An 18,080-nucleotide genomic window follows, 5' to 3' on the forward strand; every position below is an offset into this window, starting at 1 on the left:
ACAACCTCGAAGTGTCGGTCAGGTCGTGTCCCGGCGCCGCTCGTCGATGGCCCGCATGCGCTCGTCCATCGACGATTCGAAGGACTCGAGAACCTGGCTGAACCGGTCGTCGAGCTCCCACTGGGTCGGCATCGACTCGCCGAGCGTGTCGGCCATGACCTCTCTGGCCTTCCTGTCGGCTTCGTCATGCGCCTGCTGGGCGGCTCGCAGCAGCTCCTCGGCGAGCTTCTGGCTGTCCAGGCGCATCGCACGCGGGGCGATGACCAGCTCGACGAGCCGCCCGTTGGCGCCGGCGGCCACCCGTACCTGCCCGTCCGCGCCGGTGCCCCGGCCGACGACCACGTCGACCTCCTTGCGGACCTCTTCGACGCGGAGCAGCATCTGCTCCGCCTGGGCGGTGATCCGTTCGAGGTCTTCGGGGCGGAATTCCGCAGCGTCCATGCCGGGATGATCGCCGACACTTCACCAACAGCGGCGATATTTCGGGAAAAGTCGAAGCGACGGCAGGTCCCGGAGGGCCCGACTGCGCGCAGCCGAGTTACGCGAGGACCTGGCGTAGTGCGGCCGCGTACACCCTGGGGTGCGAGGTGTTGCCGTTGTGGCCGCCCGGGAAGTGCACAAGCTCGGTGCCGAGCAGCCGCGCCAGCTCTTCGGCGCACCGGTAGTCGAAGACCGTGTGCGGCGTGGCGCCACCGGCGACGGGCACGATCGGGGCGCCCTTGAGCGTGGCCGGGTCCAGCCGGTCGGCGATGATCGCCGTCCAGTCGTGCTCCACGAAGTAGCCGAAGTTGGCGATCCGCTGCTGGGTCATCGGCTGCGGGGTCAGGTCCGGCTCGATGTCCTTGGCGGCGAGGTCGATGCCGAGCGTCCTGCTGATCTCCTTGAGCAGGGCGGGCAGGCCGTCACGCCGGTAGATCTCCTGCCCTTCGGCCAGTTCCTGCCGGTGGCCGAGGCACTCGTCAGAGGGGAGCAGCCATGGGGCGACGGGCTCGTGCGCGATCAGCCTGCTCAGCCGGCCGCTGGCCACCAGGTGGAGCCCGATGGTGGCGCCGAAGCTCATGCCGAGCATCGTCACCGGCTCGCCGGTCAGGTGGTCGAGCAGGCGCAGGACGTCGTCGGCGTGCTCCTCGACGGTCGCGCCCCGGGCCGGGTCGTCCAAGGTGCTGCGCGAGAGCCCGCGCCGGTCGTACGTGATCACCGTGTGGTCGGAGACGAGCCGGTCCACGAGGTCGACGCTGCGTCCGGCGTCACCCTCGCCGCTCTGCGAGATCAGCAGGACGGGGCCGGTGCCCCGTACCTCGAAGTAGAGGTGCGCGCCGGCCACCCGCAACATGCCAGTTTTCATGGCACTCACACTAATGCATCAAGAATGATGTATCAAGAGTGATGGATTTCCTCCCAGGGCATGCCCTCGAAGTAGCCGATCAGCCGGCCCATCGCCGCCTCGTCCACCTTCAGCGTCAGATCGTCGACCTGCCCGACGGCCACGACGCCGTGCGAGTTCGTCACGAACACCGTCTCGAAGTCCGGCAGATCCGCCACCCGCAAAACCCGGCTCTCATACGGCACACCCGCCTGAGTGAGCCCCGCCTCCATGAGCTGCATGGTGATGCCGTGCAGCATGGGCGCGTCCGGCCAGATCACCCGGGTGCCGTCGAAACAGCCCAGATTGGTGATCGAACCCTCGGAGATCACGCCGTCGTCGGCCGTGAGCAGGGCCTCGTCGAAGCCCTCGGACTGCACCCGCCGCCCCAGGTAGCCCTGGGGGAAGCCGCCCAGGTGCTTGACGTGCGGGAGAAAGCGCTGGTAGCGGACCGATTTGAGGCTCCGCGGAGTGGTGGCGACGTCTGTGGGCGGCTTGGCGGTCACCAGGACGTGCAGGCGGGCGACCTCGCACACGTAGACCCGAACGGACGCGTCGGGCGCGGCCGCCGGCTGCCGGTCCAGGCCCAGGGCCGACCTGATGGAGTCGATCACGAGCTCGCGGTCGAGCGGGCGGCCGAACAGCTCCTCGGTGGCCCGGTCGAGCCGGTCGAGGTGGCGGTCGAGGCCGCGTACCCGGCCCTGCCTGACCTGCATCGCGGTGAAGTGCCCGTATCTCGCCGAGACGGCCAGCGTCACCTCCGGCGCCTCGGCGGGCTTGCCGTCGATCACGGTGCGTTCGATGTCGATCAACTCCTCGTACGGCTAACGATTGAGCTTTCTGGGGATGAGGCGCCGGGCCAGCTCCTCCAGCATCTCGACCGTCTCGGCGATGTCCTGCCGGTCGTCGGTGTCGAGGGCCGCGGCCACGGCGTCATCCACCGGCGCGGCACGTACCTCCGACAGCCGCGCCGAAACCTGCGGCGACTCCCTGATCAGGGAGCGCCGCCGGTCGCGGGGGTCGGTCATGGTCTCCAGGGCGCCCGCGGACTTCAGCCGCGCGACGGCGGCGGAGACGGCGCTCTGCGGCAGGCCGGTGCGGGTCGCCACCTCGCCCACGGAGGTGTCGGGATGCTCTCGGATGTCGCTCACCACGATGAGGACGGTCCGGACGCTGGTGGAGTGCTCGCCGATGCCCTCGGTGGGCATGGCCTCCTCGCCGATCTTCATCAGCGTCCGTCCGAGCAGGAACAACTCGACCCCGTTCACCTCAGGCACGATACCGCGATGATCCCCGGGGTGGTTCGTCACGCGACTGTCTCGGTCCCTGTGACGGTCTGTTGGGGCTGGGGTCCTTTTGGAGAGACCCCCTCCGGGGGAGGGGAGGAACGGAGCCCAGTGGGTGTTCGTGGTCAGCGGCATCCGCGGGCGTACCAGTTGAGGTAGGCGACGCAGAGCAGGGTCGAGCCCATGGGGGCCTCGACGGCGTGGTCCACGTACACCGCCTGCGCGTGCGGGAAGAGGGCGCTGTCCCCCCGGGCCACCGGCATGAAGCGGGGCGCCTGGAGGTACTGGCCGGCCGGGGCCAGGCCGCCGCCGCCGTCCACCGAGACGAAGGTGGTGGCGACGCCGTTGTCGGTGGTCGCCATGTTCTTGGTGTACGTGCGGGCGAAGCGGGCCAGGTCCCGGTCGTGGAAGCCGAGGCCCCAGCGGTGGGCGACGGCGGCGAACTCGACGTCGATCCCGCCGTGGCTCAGGTCCTCCATCTGCTGCGCGCCCTTGGGCGGTGTGCCGTACGACGGGGTCCACTCGGAGACGTTCTCGGCCTTGGTGTAGCCGCTGTACAGCTTGCCGAAGGTCGGCCAGTACGGCCAGACGTAGGCGTCGTCGGTGTCGGTACGCAGGTCACCGGCGAAGCCGCGGGCGAGGCGGCGGGTGCGGTCGCGGAAGGTGGGATCCCCGGTGGCGGCGGCCAGTTCGGCGTAGGTCTGGCCCAGGCCGAGGCTCTGGTTGTGGGGCTGCTCGACGCCGTCGTACGGGACGGGCATGCCCTTGAGCCAGATGAAGTAGCCGAGCCCGGCGTCGGTCCGTACCCACTCGGGGTCGTGCACCGCCGCCGCGGCTTTGACCGCGGTGAGGTACTCGGCGGCCTTGCTCCGGTAGCGGGGGTTGGCGCGCAGGCGCGGGTTCTGGTGGACGAGCCGGACGAACGAGGCGAGCGGATAGGTGATCATGCCGGTGTGCACGGTGAAGATCGCCGGTGCGGCGGCCGGCTTGGACGCGCCCAGCACCGGCATCGCGTTCCCCGAGGGGGACGGGCGCAGGTCCTTGGCCGTGACCATGTTCGGCGACGGGTAGGCGTCGAAGATCCGCCGCACCGCGTAGTCGGGGCTGGTCGGGTCCATCGACAGTTCGGCGAAGGTGGACGTCCGGTTCTTCTTGGGGTTGGCCACCTCAAGGGTGAACCGGCCCTCTACGCTGCCCGCCCGTACGGTGGCCACCGCGTCGCTCACGTTGGTCAGGGCGGTGCGCACCTCGAGCAGCGGTTGCCCGGCCGCGTCCAGCAGGCTCACGCCGCCCGCCGTGTAGCTGAGGTTGCGCCAGGCGGGCAGCGACAGACCTCGGTAGTCGGTCACGCCGCGCTCGGAGTCGCGCTGGGCGAGCACCAGATCGGCGTTGTGGATGAGCCGGTCCAGGTAGTAAGGGTCGCGGTAGGCCTCGTACATCCTGATGTAGGCGGCGAGCACGTAGGACGCGCCCCAGCCCAGGCCGCCGACCTCGTTGGTGTCGGTCGGCTGGCCGACGGCGCCGCTCTCGTGGAAGGTCTTGTCGAACAGGTCGAACGTCTCGCGGGAGGTGTAGTCGTGGCCCGCCGCGCGTGCCGTGCCCGGCATCGCGCTCAGGGCTCCTACGGCCAGCGCGCCCAGCGTCAACTGCCTGCGTGTCAACATCGGTGGAAAACCTCCGGGGGGTGATGCGCGGTGTCAGCCCTTTACCGCACCGCTCATGCCTTCGAGTACGTGACGTTGCATGATCATGAAGAAGACGACGACCGGCACGATCGAGATCACGGTGCCGGCCGCGAGGCTGCGGACGTCGGTGCCGGTGATGCCGGCGAGGTAGGCGATCCCCAGCGCGATGGGGTAGAGCGCGGAGTCCTTCAGCACGACCATCGGCCAGATGAAGCTGTTCCAGACCGAGATGAAGCCGAAGACGCCGAGGATGGCCAGAGTGGGACGGGCGGCGGGGAGCATGACGTGCCAGAAGATGCGCAGCTCGTGGCAGCCGTCGGTCCTGGCGGCGTCCACCACCTCGCGGGGCACCCCGGCGAACGTCTGGCGCAACAGGAAGATCCCGAAGGCCGAGAGCAGTCCCGGCAGGATCACCCCCAGATAGCTGTCGGCCATCCCGATCTGGGAGACCACCAGGAACCTGGGCAGCAGCATGACCTCACCGGGCATGAACATGGTGGCCAGGATCGCGAAGAAGATCACGCTCCGGCCGCGGAAGTTCATCAGCGCCAGCGGGTAGGCGCACAGCGCCGACACGAGGATGTAGGCCGGCACCATCACGACGACCAGGAACGTCGAGTTGAGCAGGTAGCGCGGGAACGGGATGGCCGTCCACGCCTCCTTGGCCCAGGTGAGGACCGGCGGGCGGGGGATGATGTCGGGCGGGAAGGAGAAGACGGCCTGGCCGGACGGCTTCAGCGCCGCCGACAGCAGGATCAGGAACGGGCCGACGAACACCAGGGCGATCGCGCTGAGCAGGACGTACATGCCTGCCCGGCGCATCCACCAGCCGAGTCTGGGGGTCAATGCCCGACCTGCTTTCCCCTGGTGAGCCGATAGTTGAGCAGCGCCATGACGATCAGCAGGGTCCAGAGGACGAGCCCGACGGCGCTGGCGTAGCCCATGTCGTACTTCTCGAACGCCTCGGACCAGATGTAGTAGCCGAGCATGAGCGTGGCGTCCTGCGGCCCGCCCTTGGTCATGACGAAGACGGTGGTGAAGGCCTGCATCGCGTCCAGCATGGTCATCGTGATGGTGACCGCGATGTAGGGCATCATGAGCGGCACGGTGATGCTCCGCATCCGGCGCCAGGCGCTCGCGCCGTCCACCCTGGCGGCCTCGTACAGATTCGCTGGGATCGTCTGGAGGCCCGCGAGGTAGATCATCATGTAGACGCCCATGCTCTTCCAGCCCTCCACGAGGATCAGCGCCGGTAGCGCCCAGGCGGGGTCGAGCAGATACTGGATCGGCTCGTCGAGGACGCCGAAGCCGGTGAGCAGCCAGTTGAGCACGCCCTGCTGGTGGAAGACGTAGTTCCAGGCCACCGCCACCGCGACCATCGAGGTCACGACCGGCAGGTAGTAGAGCATCCGGAACGTCCTGATACCGGGCAGCTTCTGGTTGACCAGTACGGCCAGCGGCAGCGGGAGCACGACGAGCAGCGGGAACAACCCGGCAAGGAACACCAGCGAGTTACGCAGGGCCGTCCAGAACCGGGCGTCGCCGATGATCTTGACGAAGTTGTCCACCCCGGTGAAGACGGGCGGGGTCACCCCGTCGTAGTCGGTGAACGAGAGCTGCAGCGCGGTGATCGCCGGCCAAGCGAAGAAGACGCCGAACAGCACCAGGGCCGGGATCGGGAAGAGGTACGGCGTGTACCAGCGCTGCCCTGGGATCCGGCTGGTGGTCATCGGCGTCACATCCCTTGGATTGCCAATAGTGCCGACCTAAGAATCGATAAGGGCTGGCCAGAATTTGGCCGCAGCTTATAGACGGTCCATCGAGAGCGTCAAGATGCACGGTCTTGACGGTCTAGCCCCGGACTGGCATGGTGCCGAAAGAAGGCATTAAGGACGGCCATATTCTGGCGGAGGTACGCGGTGATGAAGAGAAGTGCCTTAGCGGCAGGCGCGCTCGCGCTGGCCCTCGTGACGTCCGGCTGCGTCGCGGGCACGTCGGGCGGCTCCGCCGCGGTGGCCGACGACCAGCCCTTCGAGGGCGAGGTCGAGTTCTGGACGATCAACCTCAAGAAGAACTACAGCGCCTACATCGACGGGCTGATCGCCCAGTACCAGAAGGACCACCCCAAGGTCCGGATCAACTGGGTCGACGTGCCGGGCCAGGACATCGCGACCAAGATGCTCGCGGCGGTCGCCAGCGGTGACGTCCCGGACGCGGTCAACCTCGCCTCCACCGACATCGGCAGGTTCGTCCCGTCGCTGAGCTCGCTCGACGACGCGTTCAAGGCCGCCGACCTCGCCGACTTCCAGCCCAACCTGGTCGAGCCGCTACGCGTGTCGGGCAAGCTGTACGCCGTGCCCTGGTACAACGGCGGCACGCCGGTCGGCATCTACCGCAAGTCCGTCGTCGCCAAGGCCGGCTTCGACGGGACGGCCCCGCCGAAGACCTACGACGAGGCGCTCGCCCTGGCCGACAAGGTCTACGAGAAGACCAAGGTCTACGGCACCAACGACATCCCCGGCATCAACACCGCCAGCGTGCTGCGCTACTACGGCGTCGAGCTGCTGTCGGCCGACAAGAAGAAGGCCGCGTTCAACACCCCGGAGGTCGCCGCCCTCCTCGACCGGTTCAAGCAGAGCTACGACAAGCACGGCATCGCGCCCGGGGCCGTCTCCAAGGACGTACGCAACTTCCCGCAGAGCCTGGACAACGGGCAGCTCGCCCTGTCCGCGAGCACGTTCGCGGCGACACTGCTCAACATCCAGAAGAACGCCCCGGACGTCTACAAGGACCTGCTCATCACCGAGCCCGTCCAGACGAAGACCGGCGGTTACCTGCTCCTGGCCCAGCAGACCTTCGCCATCCCGAAGGCGTCCAAGCACCAGCGGGCCGCGGCCGAGTTCATCAAGTTCTTCACCAACGGGGCCAACCAGCTCGCCTTCTGCAAGCTCGTACCCATCTATCCCTCGACGATCTCCTCGACGAAGGACGCCTTCTTCGCCGGCGGTGGCGGGGACGACCCCATGGACGTGGCCCGCCAGGTGATCGTCAAGGGGCTGCCGAAGCTCGAGTACACCCCGCTCGGCACGCCCAAGGACACCGAGCTGGGCGAGTCGCTGGCGGAAGAGGTCAGGGCCTTCCTTCAGGGCTCCAAGAGCGCCAAGGAGGCGCTCGACGCCGCCGAGAAGGAATGGAATGACGCGCTTGCCTAAGCTCAGAATCGGGATCGTCGGAGCGGGGATCATGGGCCGGGGCCATGCCGAGGTCCTGTCCGCCCATCCCGAGGTCGAGATCACGGCGGTCGCCCGGCGCGCCCTGGAGCACGCCCAGGACGCGACCGTCTACCCCGGCTACCGGGAGCTGCTCGCCTCGGGCACGGTGGACGCCGTGTCGATCACCACGCCCGACCACCTGCACGCGGACGTGATGGTGGCCGCCGCCGAGGCGGGCGTGCACATCCTGGTGGAGAAGCCGTTCACGACGACCGTCGAGGACGCGGATCGCTCCGTCGCCGCGATCCGGCGGGCGGGCGTGACCGCGATGTGCCTGTTCAACCACCGCTGGGTGCCCGCGTACGCGCAGGCCAAACAGCAGATGGAGCTGATCGGCGAGCCGGTCGTGGGCTACGCCCGCAAGGACGACACGATCCACGTGCCCACCGAGATGATCGGCTGGGCGGATCAGACGACCTGTGCCTGGTTCCTGTCCAGCCACGACATCGACCTGCTCACCTGGCTGTACGACGACCAGGTGGCCGAGGTCTACGCCACCGCCCGCCACGGCAAGCTGCGTGGCCTGGGCATCGACACCCCCGACGCGATGCAGATCCAGGCCCGCTTCTCCCGAGGCGCGGTCGCCACCTTCGAGTCGGCCTGGATCTACCCCAACACCTTCCCGACCATGGTGGACAGCTACGTCACCGTGGTCGGCGAGTCGGGCGTCATCCAGCTCGACCGGCAGAAGGAGAACATCCAGCTCGCCACCGAGAAGTCCTACGCCTACCCGCGCAACATGCTCCAGCGGGTGGTCCACGGCGTACCGGCCGGCGCCTACCGCGACGCGATCCACCACTTCGTCGACTGCGCCCGCACCGGCGCGGAGCCGCTGATCAGCGTGGAGAGCTCGCAGCACGTGACCGCCGTGCTCGCCGCCGCGCACGAGTCCGCCCGCACGGGATCGCCGGTGAAACTCTGATGCCGGTGGAGAAGGCGCCTGGGGAGAAGGGGCCCGTCGAGAAGGCGCCGCACGTCGATCCCGTGCGGATGCTGCACATCACCGACGAGGCCCTGCTCGAAGCGCTCAGGGCGCCGAGCGTCGCCGCGGCCAGGCCCTGGCGCCGGCCGCGGCCGGTACCGGCGGCCCTCGGCTCGGCGGGCGCGGGCGATCTGCACGGGATCGAGGTCGACTTCCTGGACAAGGGCCACGGCCGCTCCCAGCTGTACGGCTTCCACTACCTGAGGTGGATGACCCCGCTGATCACGGCCTACGCCGAGACCGGCGACCCGCGCCACGCCGCCGAGTGGGACCGGTTGTTCCGCCAGTGGTACGCCTCCCGCGACCTGGTCCAGGGCGACTGGCCGGGCCTCGACGTGGTCTGGTACTCCCTCGGCATCCGAGCCCGCGCCATGTACGTCACCGAGGCGCTGGCCGTCTTCGCCGACGAGCCCGCGCTGAGCGACGACTGCTGGCTGGAGATGATGAAGACGGTGCTCGGCGGGGCCCGGTGGTCCGCCGAGGAACACGACGCGTTCCGGCACGGCAACTGGCAGTTCGTCACCGCCTGCGAGCTGCTGCACACCTCCAGGGTGTTCGCCGATCTGCCCGAGGCGGCGCTGTGGGCCGAGGTCGCCACGGCGCGGATCCTGGAGCACCTGGAGCACGACGTACGCGCCGACGGCGGGCATCACGAGCGATCTCCCGGCTACCACGACATGTGCCTGGGCAGCGTCGACAGGGCCGCGGCGGTCGAGCCGGAGCTGTCCCGGCATCCCCGCTACCTGGCCATGCGGCACTGGCTGGCGGTCCTGGCGACGCCGGGCGGCTGGGTGCCGCACCTACAGGACAGCGGTGTGGTCTGGCCCGAGCTCGGCCGCCCGGTCGAGGAGTCGCACAACCTGGAAGCCAGCGGGTACGCGACCTTCCGGGCGGGCGGCTTCCACACCGTGGTCAACTACGGCCCGTACGTGGGGCACGAACTCGAGCCGCACAGCCACCACGCGGCGCTCGACTTCGTGCTGTCCGGCTGGGGCGTGCCGCTGGCATGGGAGGCCGGCGGGCCACCGTCCTACGATGACCCTCTTTACTACGACTGGTACCAGGCGACCAGGGCGCACAACACACTGCTGGTCCCCGGCGAGGAGTACACCGAGGACCGCCGGGCGGCCTGCGACGTGTTCTCGGTCTCGCCCGAGGCGGACGTCTTCGCCGGGCACCACCACGGCTACGGCAGGCGGCACGACCGCCGGATCGTCTTCGTCAAGGGCGAGTCGCCGTACTGGGTGATCACCGACCGGATCGACGCGGAGGCGATCTGGCAGCTGCACGGCCTGTCGCCGTGGGTGGCGCACGGCGGCGGGTACGCCGGCACGCGCGGGCCGGGCATCCTCGTGGTGCCGCTGGAACCACCGGACGAGGTCCTGTACGGCAGCGGCCCCGCCCGGATCCCGGACCCAGCCACCAGGACCGCGGCGTACGGCGAGATCCACTCGCTCGGCCTGCGCCGCCATGACGGCGGATTCACCGTCGGGATCTTCCCCTACCGCGACGAACTCCCCACTGTCCCCGAGGATTGGATGGTTCATGCTGATCGACGCTGACGCGATGCTCGGCCGCTACCCGCGCAGGGATGTCGGCACGGGCTCGATCACGGAGGCGATGGACAGGATGGACCGGTTCGGCATCGCCGAGGCCATGGTCAGCCACACCCTGTCGTGGCTGCACGATCCAGTGACGGGCAACAGGGAGCTCCTCGACCTGGTCGCGGACGAGCCCCGGCTGCATCCGTGCTGGGTGATGCTCCCCGACACCTGCGGGGAGACGGGCACGGCCGCCGAGTTCGTGGCCGCCGCGCTGGACGGCGGAGTGCGCGCCGTCCGCGCCTATCCCGCCGATCACGGCTACGACCTGGCGGGGCCGGACGCCGCCGCGATGCTCGGCGCCATCGCCGAGGCCGGGCTGCCGCTGCTCGTGGACGCGCCGCAACTCGGCTGGCCCGCTCTGGAGTCGGTCGCCGCCGCACATCCCGGCCTGCCCGTCGTCGTCGGCGGGCTCGGCTACCGCCTGCTCAGGCAGGCCGCCGGGGTGCTCGCCCGTACGGACAACGTCTACATCGGGCTGGCCAACCTGTCCTCGCACTGCGGGCTCGAATGGCTCGTCGAGCGGTACGGGGCGGGCCGCGTGGTCTTCGGCACCGGGGCGCCGCTCAGAGATCCGGCGGAGGCGGTCACCCGGCTGATGTGGGCCGAACTGGACGACGACGCCGTGGCCACCATCGGCTCCGGCACCCTGCTCGGCCTGCTGCCCCTGGCCGCCCGGTGAACGCGCTCACGTCGGCTCTGTGGGAGCGGCGCCCGCAGACCAGCGTGCGGATCGTCGACGCGCACGCCCACGTCGGCCCGTACAGCCTCTTCTTCATCCCCGACGCGGGATCCGACGGCATGGTGCGGGTGATGGACCGGTGCGGGGTGTCGCACGCGGTCATCTCCAGCCACCTGGCGATCCAGCTGGACGCCGCGGCGGGGAACGCGGCGACCGCCGAGGTGGTCGGCCGCGCGCCAGACCGCTTCACCGGGTACCTCACCGTCAACCCCTGGCAGGACCCCGCCGGAGAGCTGGAGACGTGGGGCTCCGACCACCGGTTCGGCGGCATCAAGCTCCACCCCGACCTGCACGACTATCCGCTCACCGGCGGCCGATACGCTCCGGTGTGGGAGTTCGCGCAGCGTACGGGCTGCCCGGTGCTCACGCACACCTACGACGGCTCGCCGTACAACGACCTGCCCATGGTGGACGAGGTCGCGGTCCGCTACCCCGACGTGGTGATCCTCGCCGGGCACGCCGGCGCCACGCCGAACGGGTTCGACGCGGCGATCGAGGTGGCACGACGACGCTCCGGCGTGATGCTCGAGGTGTGCGGGTCCTTCAACAGCGGCGCCGACATAGCCAGAATGGTGAGAGAGGTGGGAGCGGACCGGGTGGTCTACGGGTCCGACTTCCCGTTCATTGATCTACGGATGTCGCTGGGACGGGTAATCTTCAGTGGCCTCACTGAGGAGGACCGAGCCGCCGTGCTCGGCGGCACGATGACCCGCCTGCTTCAGTGGAGATCCGGACGGGAGTGATCAAGATCATGGATCGGCTGCGTTCCGAGACGCGGTCCAGGGTGGCGATCGGGATCGTGGGGCCGAACGATCTCGTCCAGCAGATCATGATGATCGGGGCCGAGCTCCCCGCCGCCGCCGACTGGCGGCTGGTGGGCGCGTCACACGCGGAAGAGCACGAGACCTACGAGAAATTCGCCAAGATCTCCGACAGCATCGACGTGGTGCTCTTCACCGGACCGCTCCAGCACGACCTGGCCAGGCAGGCGGGCGAGCTGCCCGTTCCGGCGACGTTCGTGCCGATGAGCGGGGCCAGCCTGTACGCGAGCCTGCTGCGCGGGGTGCTCACCCACGGCCTCGACCCGGCTCGGGTCAGCATCGACTCGCTGCGCGCGGCCGACGTCGAGGAGGCCTACGGGGAGATCGGGGTCAGCACGGCGGAGGTCCATCTGTCGGAGTACGACCAGCCGGAGTCGGCCCGCGGCTTCATCGAGTTCCACGAACGCCTCTACCGGCAGGGCGCCACCACCGCGGCGCTGACCACGATCAGGAGCGTGGCCACGAAGCTGACCGCCGCCGGGGTGCCGGTGCTGCGCATGCTGCCCACGTCCCACACGCTGCGCGTCGCGCTCAACACCGCCGCCCTGCTCGGCACGGGCAGCCGGCTGGAGGACGCGCAGATCGCCATCGTGGTCGTCGAGCTGGCCGCCTCGGCCAGGCCCAGCTACTCGGGGCCGGGCAACTACTGGCAGCAGGAGCTCAAGCTGTCGCTGCACCAGTCGTTGCTGGCCGACGCCCGGCTGATGGGCGCGACCGTGGTGCCGCGCGACGAGAACAGCTACGTGGTGACCACCACGCTCGGCGCGCTGCGCCAGGCGACCGAGGGGTTCAGGGTGGCGCCGTTCATGGACCGGATCCTCGCGGACATCGGCGTGGCGGCCGAGGTCGGCATCGGCCTCGGCGGCACGGCCCGGGACGCCGACGCCAACGCGCTGGTCGCCGTGGAGAAGGCCCGCAACGCCGGCGCCGCGGCGGCGTACCTGGTCAGCGGGGACGGCACCGCGCTCTCGCTGCCGGTACGCCGGCGCCGCCAGCCCGAGAGCGGCCCGGTGGCCACCACCAAGGCGGCCAAGCTGCTGGACCGGCTGGTCGAAGGGCTCGGCGACGGTCCCGACGCGATGGTGGTCGACGCCGAGATCGTGGCCGACGTACTGGCCATCGCGCCGCGCAGCGCCCGCCGGGTGCTGCAGAGCCTGGCGGAGGAGGGGCTGGCCTGGCCGATGCCACCGGTCAAGGGCACACAGGCGGGGCGGCCCCGCCAGCCGTACCGACTCGTCAAGGCTTAGGCGTACGCGGGCCCGTTGTCGCTCAGGCATACGGGCGATCCTGTCGTCGCTCGGCTGTACGTGTGGGCCTGTCGTCGCTCAGGCGTCGCCGAGGCGGACGCGGGAGCCGTACCCCTCCAGCAGCCTGTCGTTGTACGCGTCCCCGCCGGGTGTGTTGGCGGACCTGAAGACAGGCGGCTCCTGCCCGGCGGCCAGGAAACGGCCGGCCACCTCGGCGACCAGGAGCTGGGCGATCAGCACACCGGTGAGGTTCGAGACCGGGCAGATGGCGCCGCCGCCGGGCAGGGGCAGGGCCGCGTCCCCGTACGGTGCGCCGTTGTCGATGACCACGTCGGCCAGGTCGGCCAGCCGCTCGTCCACGGAGAGCTCGGCGGTGTGGGCGCGCGAGGTGATGGCGATGACCCGGTGTCCCCGCGTCACGGCCAGGCGGGCCATCTCCACGATGGACGCGTTGCCGCCGGAGTTCGAGATGATCACGAAGATGTCCTCCGGCCTGATGTCGGCCAGCTCCCAGATGCGCGAGGCCAGACCTGGCTCCCGCTCGATCTTCGGGTCCAGGATGTCCCGTGGCGAGGCGTCTCCGTAGTAGGCGACGTCGCGGATGCCGAGCTGGTTGGCCGGCACCAGGCCGCCGGCCCGGCCCACGAGCTCGAGTGCGACCGACCTCGAATGGCCGGTGCCGAACGCCTGCAGCACTCCGCCCGCCCGCAACGCCGCGAAGATCAGGCCACCAGCCTCTTCGATCACGGACCGCTCCGCGTCGAGCAACCGGTTCACGGCTGTCCGTGCGGTCTCGGCGTACGCGTTCTGGTCGATCAAGATTCCTCCAGGAGGTGTCGTGCGGTCTCGGCGAGCAACTCGGCGCTGCCCGGTGCCACCGGGCTGGCCAGCACCTCGTACTCGGTCCGCTGGTAGGCGTCGATGGTGGGCAGGTAGCCGGGATAGCCGTTGACGTAGCCGAGGACGACCACCGGCTCCCGGTGATCCGTGGCGCGCAGGCTCTCGGCGACGGCGAGGAACGGCTCACCGGGCAGCCCGACCATGGCGAGCCCGCCGAGACGAGCGGCGTGCACGGTGACACCGATGGGGGCTGGGGGAGCGCTGGGCGCGGCCATGTCCTCTGGCTCGCTCCGCGCGGCTACGCCCTCCGGCCCGTTGTCCGCATGCCCGCTTTCCGTCCAGCGCCCGCCTTCTGTCCAGCGCTCGCTTTCCTGCCCGCTGTGCGCGCGACCGCTCTCCAGCCCGCTGCGAGCGCGTACGCCGTCCAGCCTGCTGCGGGCCAGGCGGGTGGCGACGGGGTCGCCTGCGGCCAGCGCGGCCTCGTAGTCGGCGGTGAGCGGCGCTGGGTCGGCCGCCACGGAGGTGGGCTGGAGCGTCAGGCGCCGCTCGGCCGAGGAGATCCGCGAGCTCGCCGACCAGCCCTGGGTCGCGGGCCCGGCGAGCAGTTCGGTGCAGCGATCCGCGACGACCCCGCCGAGCCGGTCCAGCTCGGCCGGGTCCTGGCCCCGCCGGGTGTGCCGGGTGCTGATGTCGCCGGCCGCGCCGGTGGCGACCACGACCCACACGCCCCCGCCGAGCCGATCCCGCAGGCTGCGGCGTACGGACCCCACCAGGTCAGCGCTGGTCAGGCGGTTCGCCGCAGGCAGGACGGTGGGATGGACGGGCAGCACCACCAGGACTCCGGCGAGCCCGTCGGCTCTGACTGCGATCAGGTCGAGCGGCACCGTCGCCTCGGCCGACGGTCTGCTCCGGTCGGCGCCGACTCCGCGTAGCTCGCCGTAGTGGACCGTGCCCGCGCACGGCTGCTCACTGTCGATCGCCTGCTGTACGGCGGCCAGGGTCGCTTCGGCGATCCGGGTGAGCCACAGTTCCGGCGTCGGCCCGCCGCCGGGCACGCAGCCGGTCTCGGGTCCCGCGTGCGTATGGCTGGCGGCGAGCCACAGCTCACAGCCGACCAGCTGCCTGGCTCGCCGGGCCAGGTCCTCGTTGACGCAGATGACGTCGGCGGTGGCCAGCGCGAAGCGGCGCTCTCCGTCGAACCAGGTGACCGCGCTGACCTCCAGCGGGTCGAGCCGCCCGGTGGACGGTCCGGGGCGATCGAGGTAGCCGCCCATCGGAGTGCCGTCCGGCACGGCGAACTCGACTCTGCCGTATCCCACTCTCATCGCCGTACCGTCCTGATCATCGTGTCGTAGCGGCCGAGGTCGTCGGCGGCGGCCAGCAGAGCGGCGCCCGCGAGGCTGTCGCCCATGGGGGGCTGCAGGCGGGCCTGGGGCAGCCGCCGCGCCAGCTCGGCCTCGAACCCGGCACGCAGTACGGGGTCGCGTAACAAGCGGCCGGTCCACGCGACGGGCACCGTGGCGCCCGCCGGGAAACAACGGGCAGCGGCGGCCACCGTGCTCGCCAGCTCACGGCCCGCCTCCTCGACGATGGCGCGGGCCGTAGGGTCTTCGGTCAGCTCCAGGACGTGTACGGCGAAGCGCGCGACCCGCGCCACCGCGTCCGGAGCCAGGTAGAGCTTGGCGGGAAGCTCGGCGAGGTCACCGAAGACGGCGCGGGCGCGCTCGGTGAGCGGGCCCGGCGCGGACCGGCCGTCGAACCCTCGGTAGGCCGCGTCGAGCCCGCGCCGGCCGATCCAGAACCCACTGCCCGCGTCACCAAAGAGGTAGCCCCAGCCATCCGCCTGCCGGATCTCGCCGCGTACGCCCGTGCCCACGCCCATGCCCAGGGCGATGGCGCCGGTGCCTGCGGCTAGCACCACGCCCGGACCGCCGGAGAACGCGCCCGCGTGCGAGGTGACCACATCAGTGGTGATCAGCACACGCCGGGCCATCGTGAGGAGGCGGGCGGCCAGCTTGTCCGGGTCGTCCAGGATCGTGGTCAACCCCAGGCAGATTGTGTCGACCTCGCCCCAGCCCGCCCCGATCCGGTCGGTCGTACCCCAGCCCACCCCGATCCGGTCGGTCGTACCCCAGTCCGTACCGCTCCGATCAGCGGCCTCGCCCCAAGCCGTCTCGATCCGGGCGAGCACGGCCTCGACCGGCGAGCCTTCCGCGTACGACAGGCCGGGGACCTCTCGAACCTCCCGGACCTGTCCGGACACAGCCAGGCCCAGCCGCAGCCCCGTCTGGCCGCCGTCGATCGCCACATCCATGGTGGGCCTCACTCCCCGGTCACGGTCCGGACTGGAATCTGTTCCGGCGATACTCCGTCGGAGAGCAGCCGACGTGTCGCCGGAAGGCGGCGCGCAGCGCCTTCGTACTCGGATAGCCGGTGTGCGCGGCGATCACGTCGATGGGCAGGACGGAGGTGGACAGCAGCCGGCGCGCGTGCCGCAGCCGCAGCCCCGTCAGGTGGCGCAGGAACGTCGTCCGCCGCTCCCCGGCGAACAGGTGCGAGATGTAGAACGGGCTCGCGCTCACAGCTCCGGCCACCGTCGCCAGGCGCAGGGCCGGGTCGGTGTAGTGCTCGGCCATGTACGCCTCGGCCAGGGTGAGGACGTCCCGGCGAGGCGGCGGTGGCATCAGCCGTCCCAGCGTCTCCCGCAGCCAGATGTGCAGGTACGAGCGCTCGTGGATGTCGCCGACCATGAGGATGTCCTCGATCGGCAGCCGGGCGCAGGCCTCCACCCAGTCGGTCGACCCGTCGGCCAGCCTGGCCCGGTTGGCCACGTCCGCCACGAAGAGCAGCTCGCCGATGAGCCAGTTGCGCAGGGTCCGCGGGTCGACGTCACGCTCGCTCGCGCATCTGTCCACCCACCTGGCCAATAACCCGGCCGCGCCGTTGCGATCGCCGGCCCGTACCGTCCTGGCCAGTTCCTGCTCGATGCGTACCGGAGGCGTCAGGGCGGCCGTACCGTGCGGCGGAGGGGGGATCACCCGGTCGCCGCCCAGGACGAGCTTGTAGTCGTTGACCCGCCTGGCGTCCTGTTCCGCCGCTCCGGATGCCAGGCTCGGCGCGCCCAGGCTGACCGTGGCGGTCCACACCGTCTCGCGGACCATCCGGGCGCGTACCTCTTCGGCCAGTTCGGCCGCGTCGGACATCAGCGCGTCCGGATCGTCGCCGGTCAGCAGGACCAGCCACTCCTCCGGAGGTTGCGGACGGCACATCGCTCCCGGGCGCCCGTTCGCGGCGGCCCGTACCACCTGGTCGGCATGCCCGAGCTGGCGGCGTGCCCACAGCCGCCCTCGGGTCTGCTCGGCAGCCATGAAGTCATCGAGATCCACGAGCGCGGCCACGGCATAGGTCATGGCTCTACTTTAGGCGGACCGAAATTGGACCGTATTCACGAGTGTGCCGACTCCGGCCACCGTCGCCCGCATGGTGTCACCGTCCTTGAGCGGGGCGATGCCGGCTATGGTGCCGGTCGCGATCAGGTCGCCCGGCATCAGCGTCATGCCGTCGGACAGGTCGGCGATCAGCCGGGGCAGGCCGAACACCATCTGCCCGGTGTTGGCCCGCTGCCTGATCTCGCCCCCCACCTCCAGCGTCAGCTCCAGTTTGTGCGGATCGGGCACCTCGTCCACCGTGGCCAGGTACGGACCCACCGGTGCGAAGGTGTCGAACCCCTTCGACTGGTCCCATGGCACGTTGCGGGAGATGTTGGCCAGCTGCAGGTCGCGGGCCGTCATGTCGTTGATCACGGTGTAACCGGCGACCGCCTCCTGCCACCGCTCCGCCGGCAGGTCCCGGGTCACCTTGCCGATGACGACGGCCAGCTCCACCTCGTGTTCCAGGTGACGGGTACGCGCCGGGGCGACCACCGGCTGGTTGTGGCCGGTGAGCGCGGACGGCGGCTTGAAGAACAGCACCGGCTCCGGCGGCACCTCCATGCCGCTCTCCTGCGCGTGCGCGAGGTAGTTCAGCGCCAGGCAGCAGATCTTCGTGCAGGTGGCCACCGGCGGCTCGAAGAGTACTGACGACTCGTCGAGTGTCGGGCCCGAGGACCAGCGCCGGTCCACTTCTTCGGTGAGCCGCTCGAGCCCGAGGGAGTCCAGCAGGGCCACGGGATCGGCGCCCAGGTCGCCGAGGCTGAGCAGTTCGCCGCCGGCGCGCCGGGCCACCAGCTCGACCGGACTCGA

Annotated in this window: 18 protein-coding genes; 6 read left to right on the forward strand and 12 right to left on the reverse strand. The window is 70.3% G+C overall.

Going from position 1 to position 18,080, the window contains the following annotated elements:
- Positions 1-18: 18 nt before the first annotated feature.
- The 7 genes from AB0B61_RS01755 to AB0B61_RS01785 form a co-directional block, all read right to left on the reverse strand.
- A complete protein-coding gene (locus AB0B61_RS01755; RefSeq protein ID WP_358426366.1) occupies positions 19-441 on the reverse strand; it encodes a YbaB/EbfC family nucleoid-associated protein in 423 nt (140 codons plus the stop codon).
- A 97-nt stretch (positions 442-538) separates the two neighbouring features.
- On the reverse strand, positions 539-1,345 hold the full coding sequence (locus AB0B61_RS01760) for an alpha/beta hydrolase (protein WP_358426369.1): 807 nt from the start codon (positions 1,343-1,345) through the stop codon (positions 539-541).
- Positions 1,346-1,377: 32 nt separating this feature from the next.
- The gene (locus AB0B61_RS01765) at positions 1,378-2,175 is read right to left on the reverse strand and encodes an aminotransferase class IV (protein WP_358426372.1); all 798 of its coding nucleotides are present in this window, start codon (positions 2,173-2,175) and stop codon (positions 1,378-1,380) included.
- A 12-nt stretch (positions 2,176-2,187) separates the two neighbouring features.
- Positions 2,188-2,631, reverse strand: a complete 444-nt coding sequence (locus tag AB0B61_RS01770; protein WP_358426375.1) for a MarR family transcriptional regulator — start codon at positions 2,629-2,631, stop codon at positions 2,188-2,190.
- Positions 2,632-2,774: 143 nt separating this feature from the next.
- Positions 2,775-4,313, reverse strand: coding sequence for a hypothetical protein (locus AB0B61_RS01775; protein ID WP_358426378.1), 1,539 nt, complete (start codon positions 4,311-4,313; stop codon positions 2,775-2,777).
- A gap of 33 nt (positions 4,314-4,346) precedes the next feature.
- Positions 4,347-5,180 carry a carbohydrate ABC transporter permease gene (locus AB0B61_RS01780; protein ID WP_358426381.1) on the reverse strand — a complete coding sequence of 278 codons (834 nt, stop codon included), beginning with the start codon at positions 5,178-5,180 and terminating at the stop codon, positions 4,347-4,349.
- Positions 5,177-6,064: a sugar ABC transporter permease gene (locus tag AB0B61_RS01785; protein WP_358426384.1), complete on the reverse strand. Its 888-nt coding sequence runs from the start codon at positions 6,062-6,064 to the stop codon at positions 5,177-5,179. Before AB0B61_RS01785 ends, AB0B61_RS01780 begins: the two co-directional genes overlap by 4 nt.
- Before the next feature lie 192 nt (positions 6,065-6,256).
- Between AB0B61_RS01785 and AB0B61_RS01790 the strand changes: the two genes are divergently transcribed.
- Genes AB0B61_RS01790 through AB0B61_RS01815 form a run of 6 tightly spaced genes read left to right on the forward strand, consistent with a single transcriptional unit; the run spans position 6,257 to position 12,999 of the window.
- The gene (locus AB0B61_RS01790) at positions 6,257-7,546 is read left to right on the forward strand and encodes an extracellular solute-binding protein (RefSeq protein ID WP_358426386.1); all 1,290 of its coding nucleotides are present in this window, start codon (positions 6,257-6,259) and stop codon (positions 7,544-7,546) included.
- A complete protein-coding gene (locus tag AB0B61_RS01795; RefSeq protein ID WP_358426388.1) occupies positions 7,530-8,528 on the forward strand; it encodes a Gfo/Idh/MocA family oxidoreductase in 999 nt (332 codons plus the stop codon). The genes AB0B61_RS01790 and AB0B61_RS01795 overlap by 17 nt, the downstream gene beginning before the upstream one ends.
- A gap of 5 nt (positions 8,529-8,533) precedes the next feature.
- A complete protein-coding gene (locus AB0B61_RS01800; protein WP_358426391.1) occupies positions 8,534-10,150 on the forward strand; it encodes a heparinase II/III family protein in 1,617 nt (538 codons plus the stop codon).
- The gene (locus tag AB0B61_RS01805) at positions 10,134-10,871 is read left to right on the forward strand and encodes an amidohydrolase family protein (protein WP_358426393.1); all 738 of its coding nucleotides are present in this window, start codon (positions 10,134-10,136) and stop codon (positions 10,869-10,871) included. Before AB0B61_RS01800 ends, AB0B61_RS01805 begins: the two co-directional genes overlap by 17 nt.
- The gene (locus AB0B61_RS01810) at positions 10,868-11,674 is read left to right on the forward strand and encodes an amidohydrolase family protein (RefSeq protein ID WP_358426396.1); all 807 of its coding nucleotides are present in this window, start codon (positions 10,868-10,870) and stop codon (positions 11,672-11,674) included. The genes AB0B61_RS01805 and AB0B61_RS01810 overlap by 4 nt, the downstream gene beginning before the upstream one ends.
- Before the next feature lie 8 nt (positions 11,675-11,682).
- Positions 11,683-12,999, forward strand: a complete 1,317-nt coding sequence (locus AB0B61_RS01815; RefSeq protein WP_358426399.1) for a transcriptional regulator — start codon at positions 11,683-11,685, stop codon at positions 12,997-12,999.
- 78 nt (positions 13,000-13,077) lie between these two features.
- Here AB0B61_RS01815 and AB0B61_RS01820 read toward each other — a convergent pair whose 3' ends face one another.
- From AB0B61_RS01820 to AB0B61_RS01840, 5 genes are read right to left on the reverse strand one after another with little or no spacing between them, the layout of a single operon-like run.
- Entirely contained in the window at positions 13,078-13,818 is a 741-nt protein-coding gene (locus tag AB0B61_RS01820; protein ID WP_358426402.1) for an SIS domain-containing protein, read from the reverse strand.
- Positions 13,815-15,164: a hypothetical protein gene (locus AB0B61_RS01825; RefSeq protein WP_358426405.1), complete on the reverse strand. Its 1,350-nt coding sequence runs from the start codon at positions 15,162-15,164 to the stop codon at positions 13,815-13,817. The genes AB0B61_RS01820 and AB0B61_RS01825 overlap by 4 nt, the downstream gene beginning before the upstream one ends.
- Complete coding sequence (locus AB0B61_RS01830) at positions 15,161-16,153, reverse strand: BadF/BadG/BcrA/BcrD ATPase family protein (protein WP_358426408.1); 993 nt, start codon at positions 16,151-16,153, stop codon at positions 15,161-15,163. Before AB0B61_RS01830 ends, AB0B61_RS01825 begins: the two co-directional genes overlap by 4 nt.
- A 19-nt stretch (positions 16,154-16,172) precedes the next feature.
- Positions 16,173-17,249 carry an AraC family transcriptional regulator gene (locus AB0B61_RS01835; RefSeq protein WP_358426411.1) on the reverse strand — a complete coding sequence of 359 codons (1,077 nt, stop codon included), beginning with the start codon at positions 17,247-17,249 and terminating at the stop codon, positions 16,173-16,175.
- A 9-nt stretch (positions 17,250-17,258) separates the two neighbouring features.
- Complete coding sequence (locus AB0B61_RS01840) at positions 17,259-18,062, reverse strand: fumarylacetoacetate hydrolase family protein (protein WP_358426414.1); 804 nt, start codon at positions 18,060-18,062, stop codon at positions 17,259-17,261.
- Positions 18,063-18,080 lie beyond the last annotated feature (18 nt).

This window comes from Nonomuraea sp. NPDC049158 (genome assembly GCF_040648335.1).
Classification (GTDB): domain Bacteria; phylum Actinomycetota; class Actinomycetes; order Streptosporangiales; family Streptosporangiaceae; genus Nonomuraea.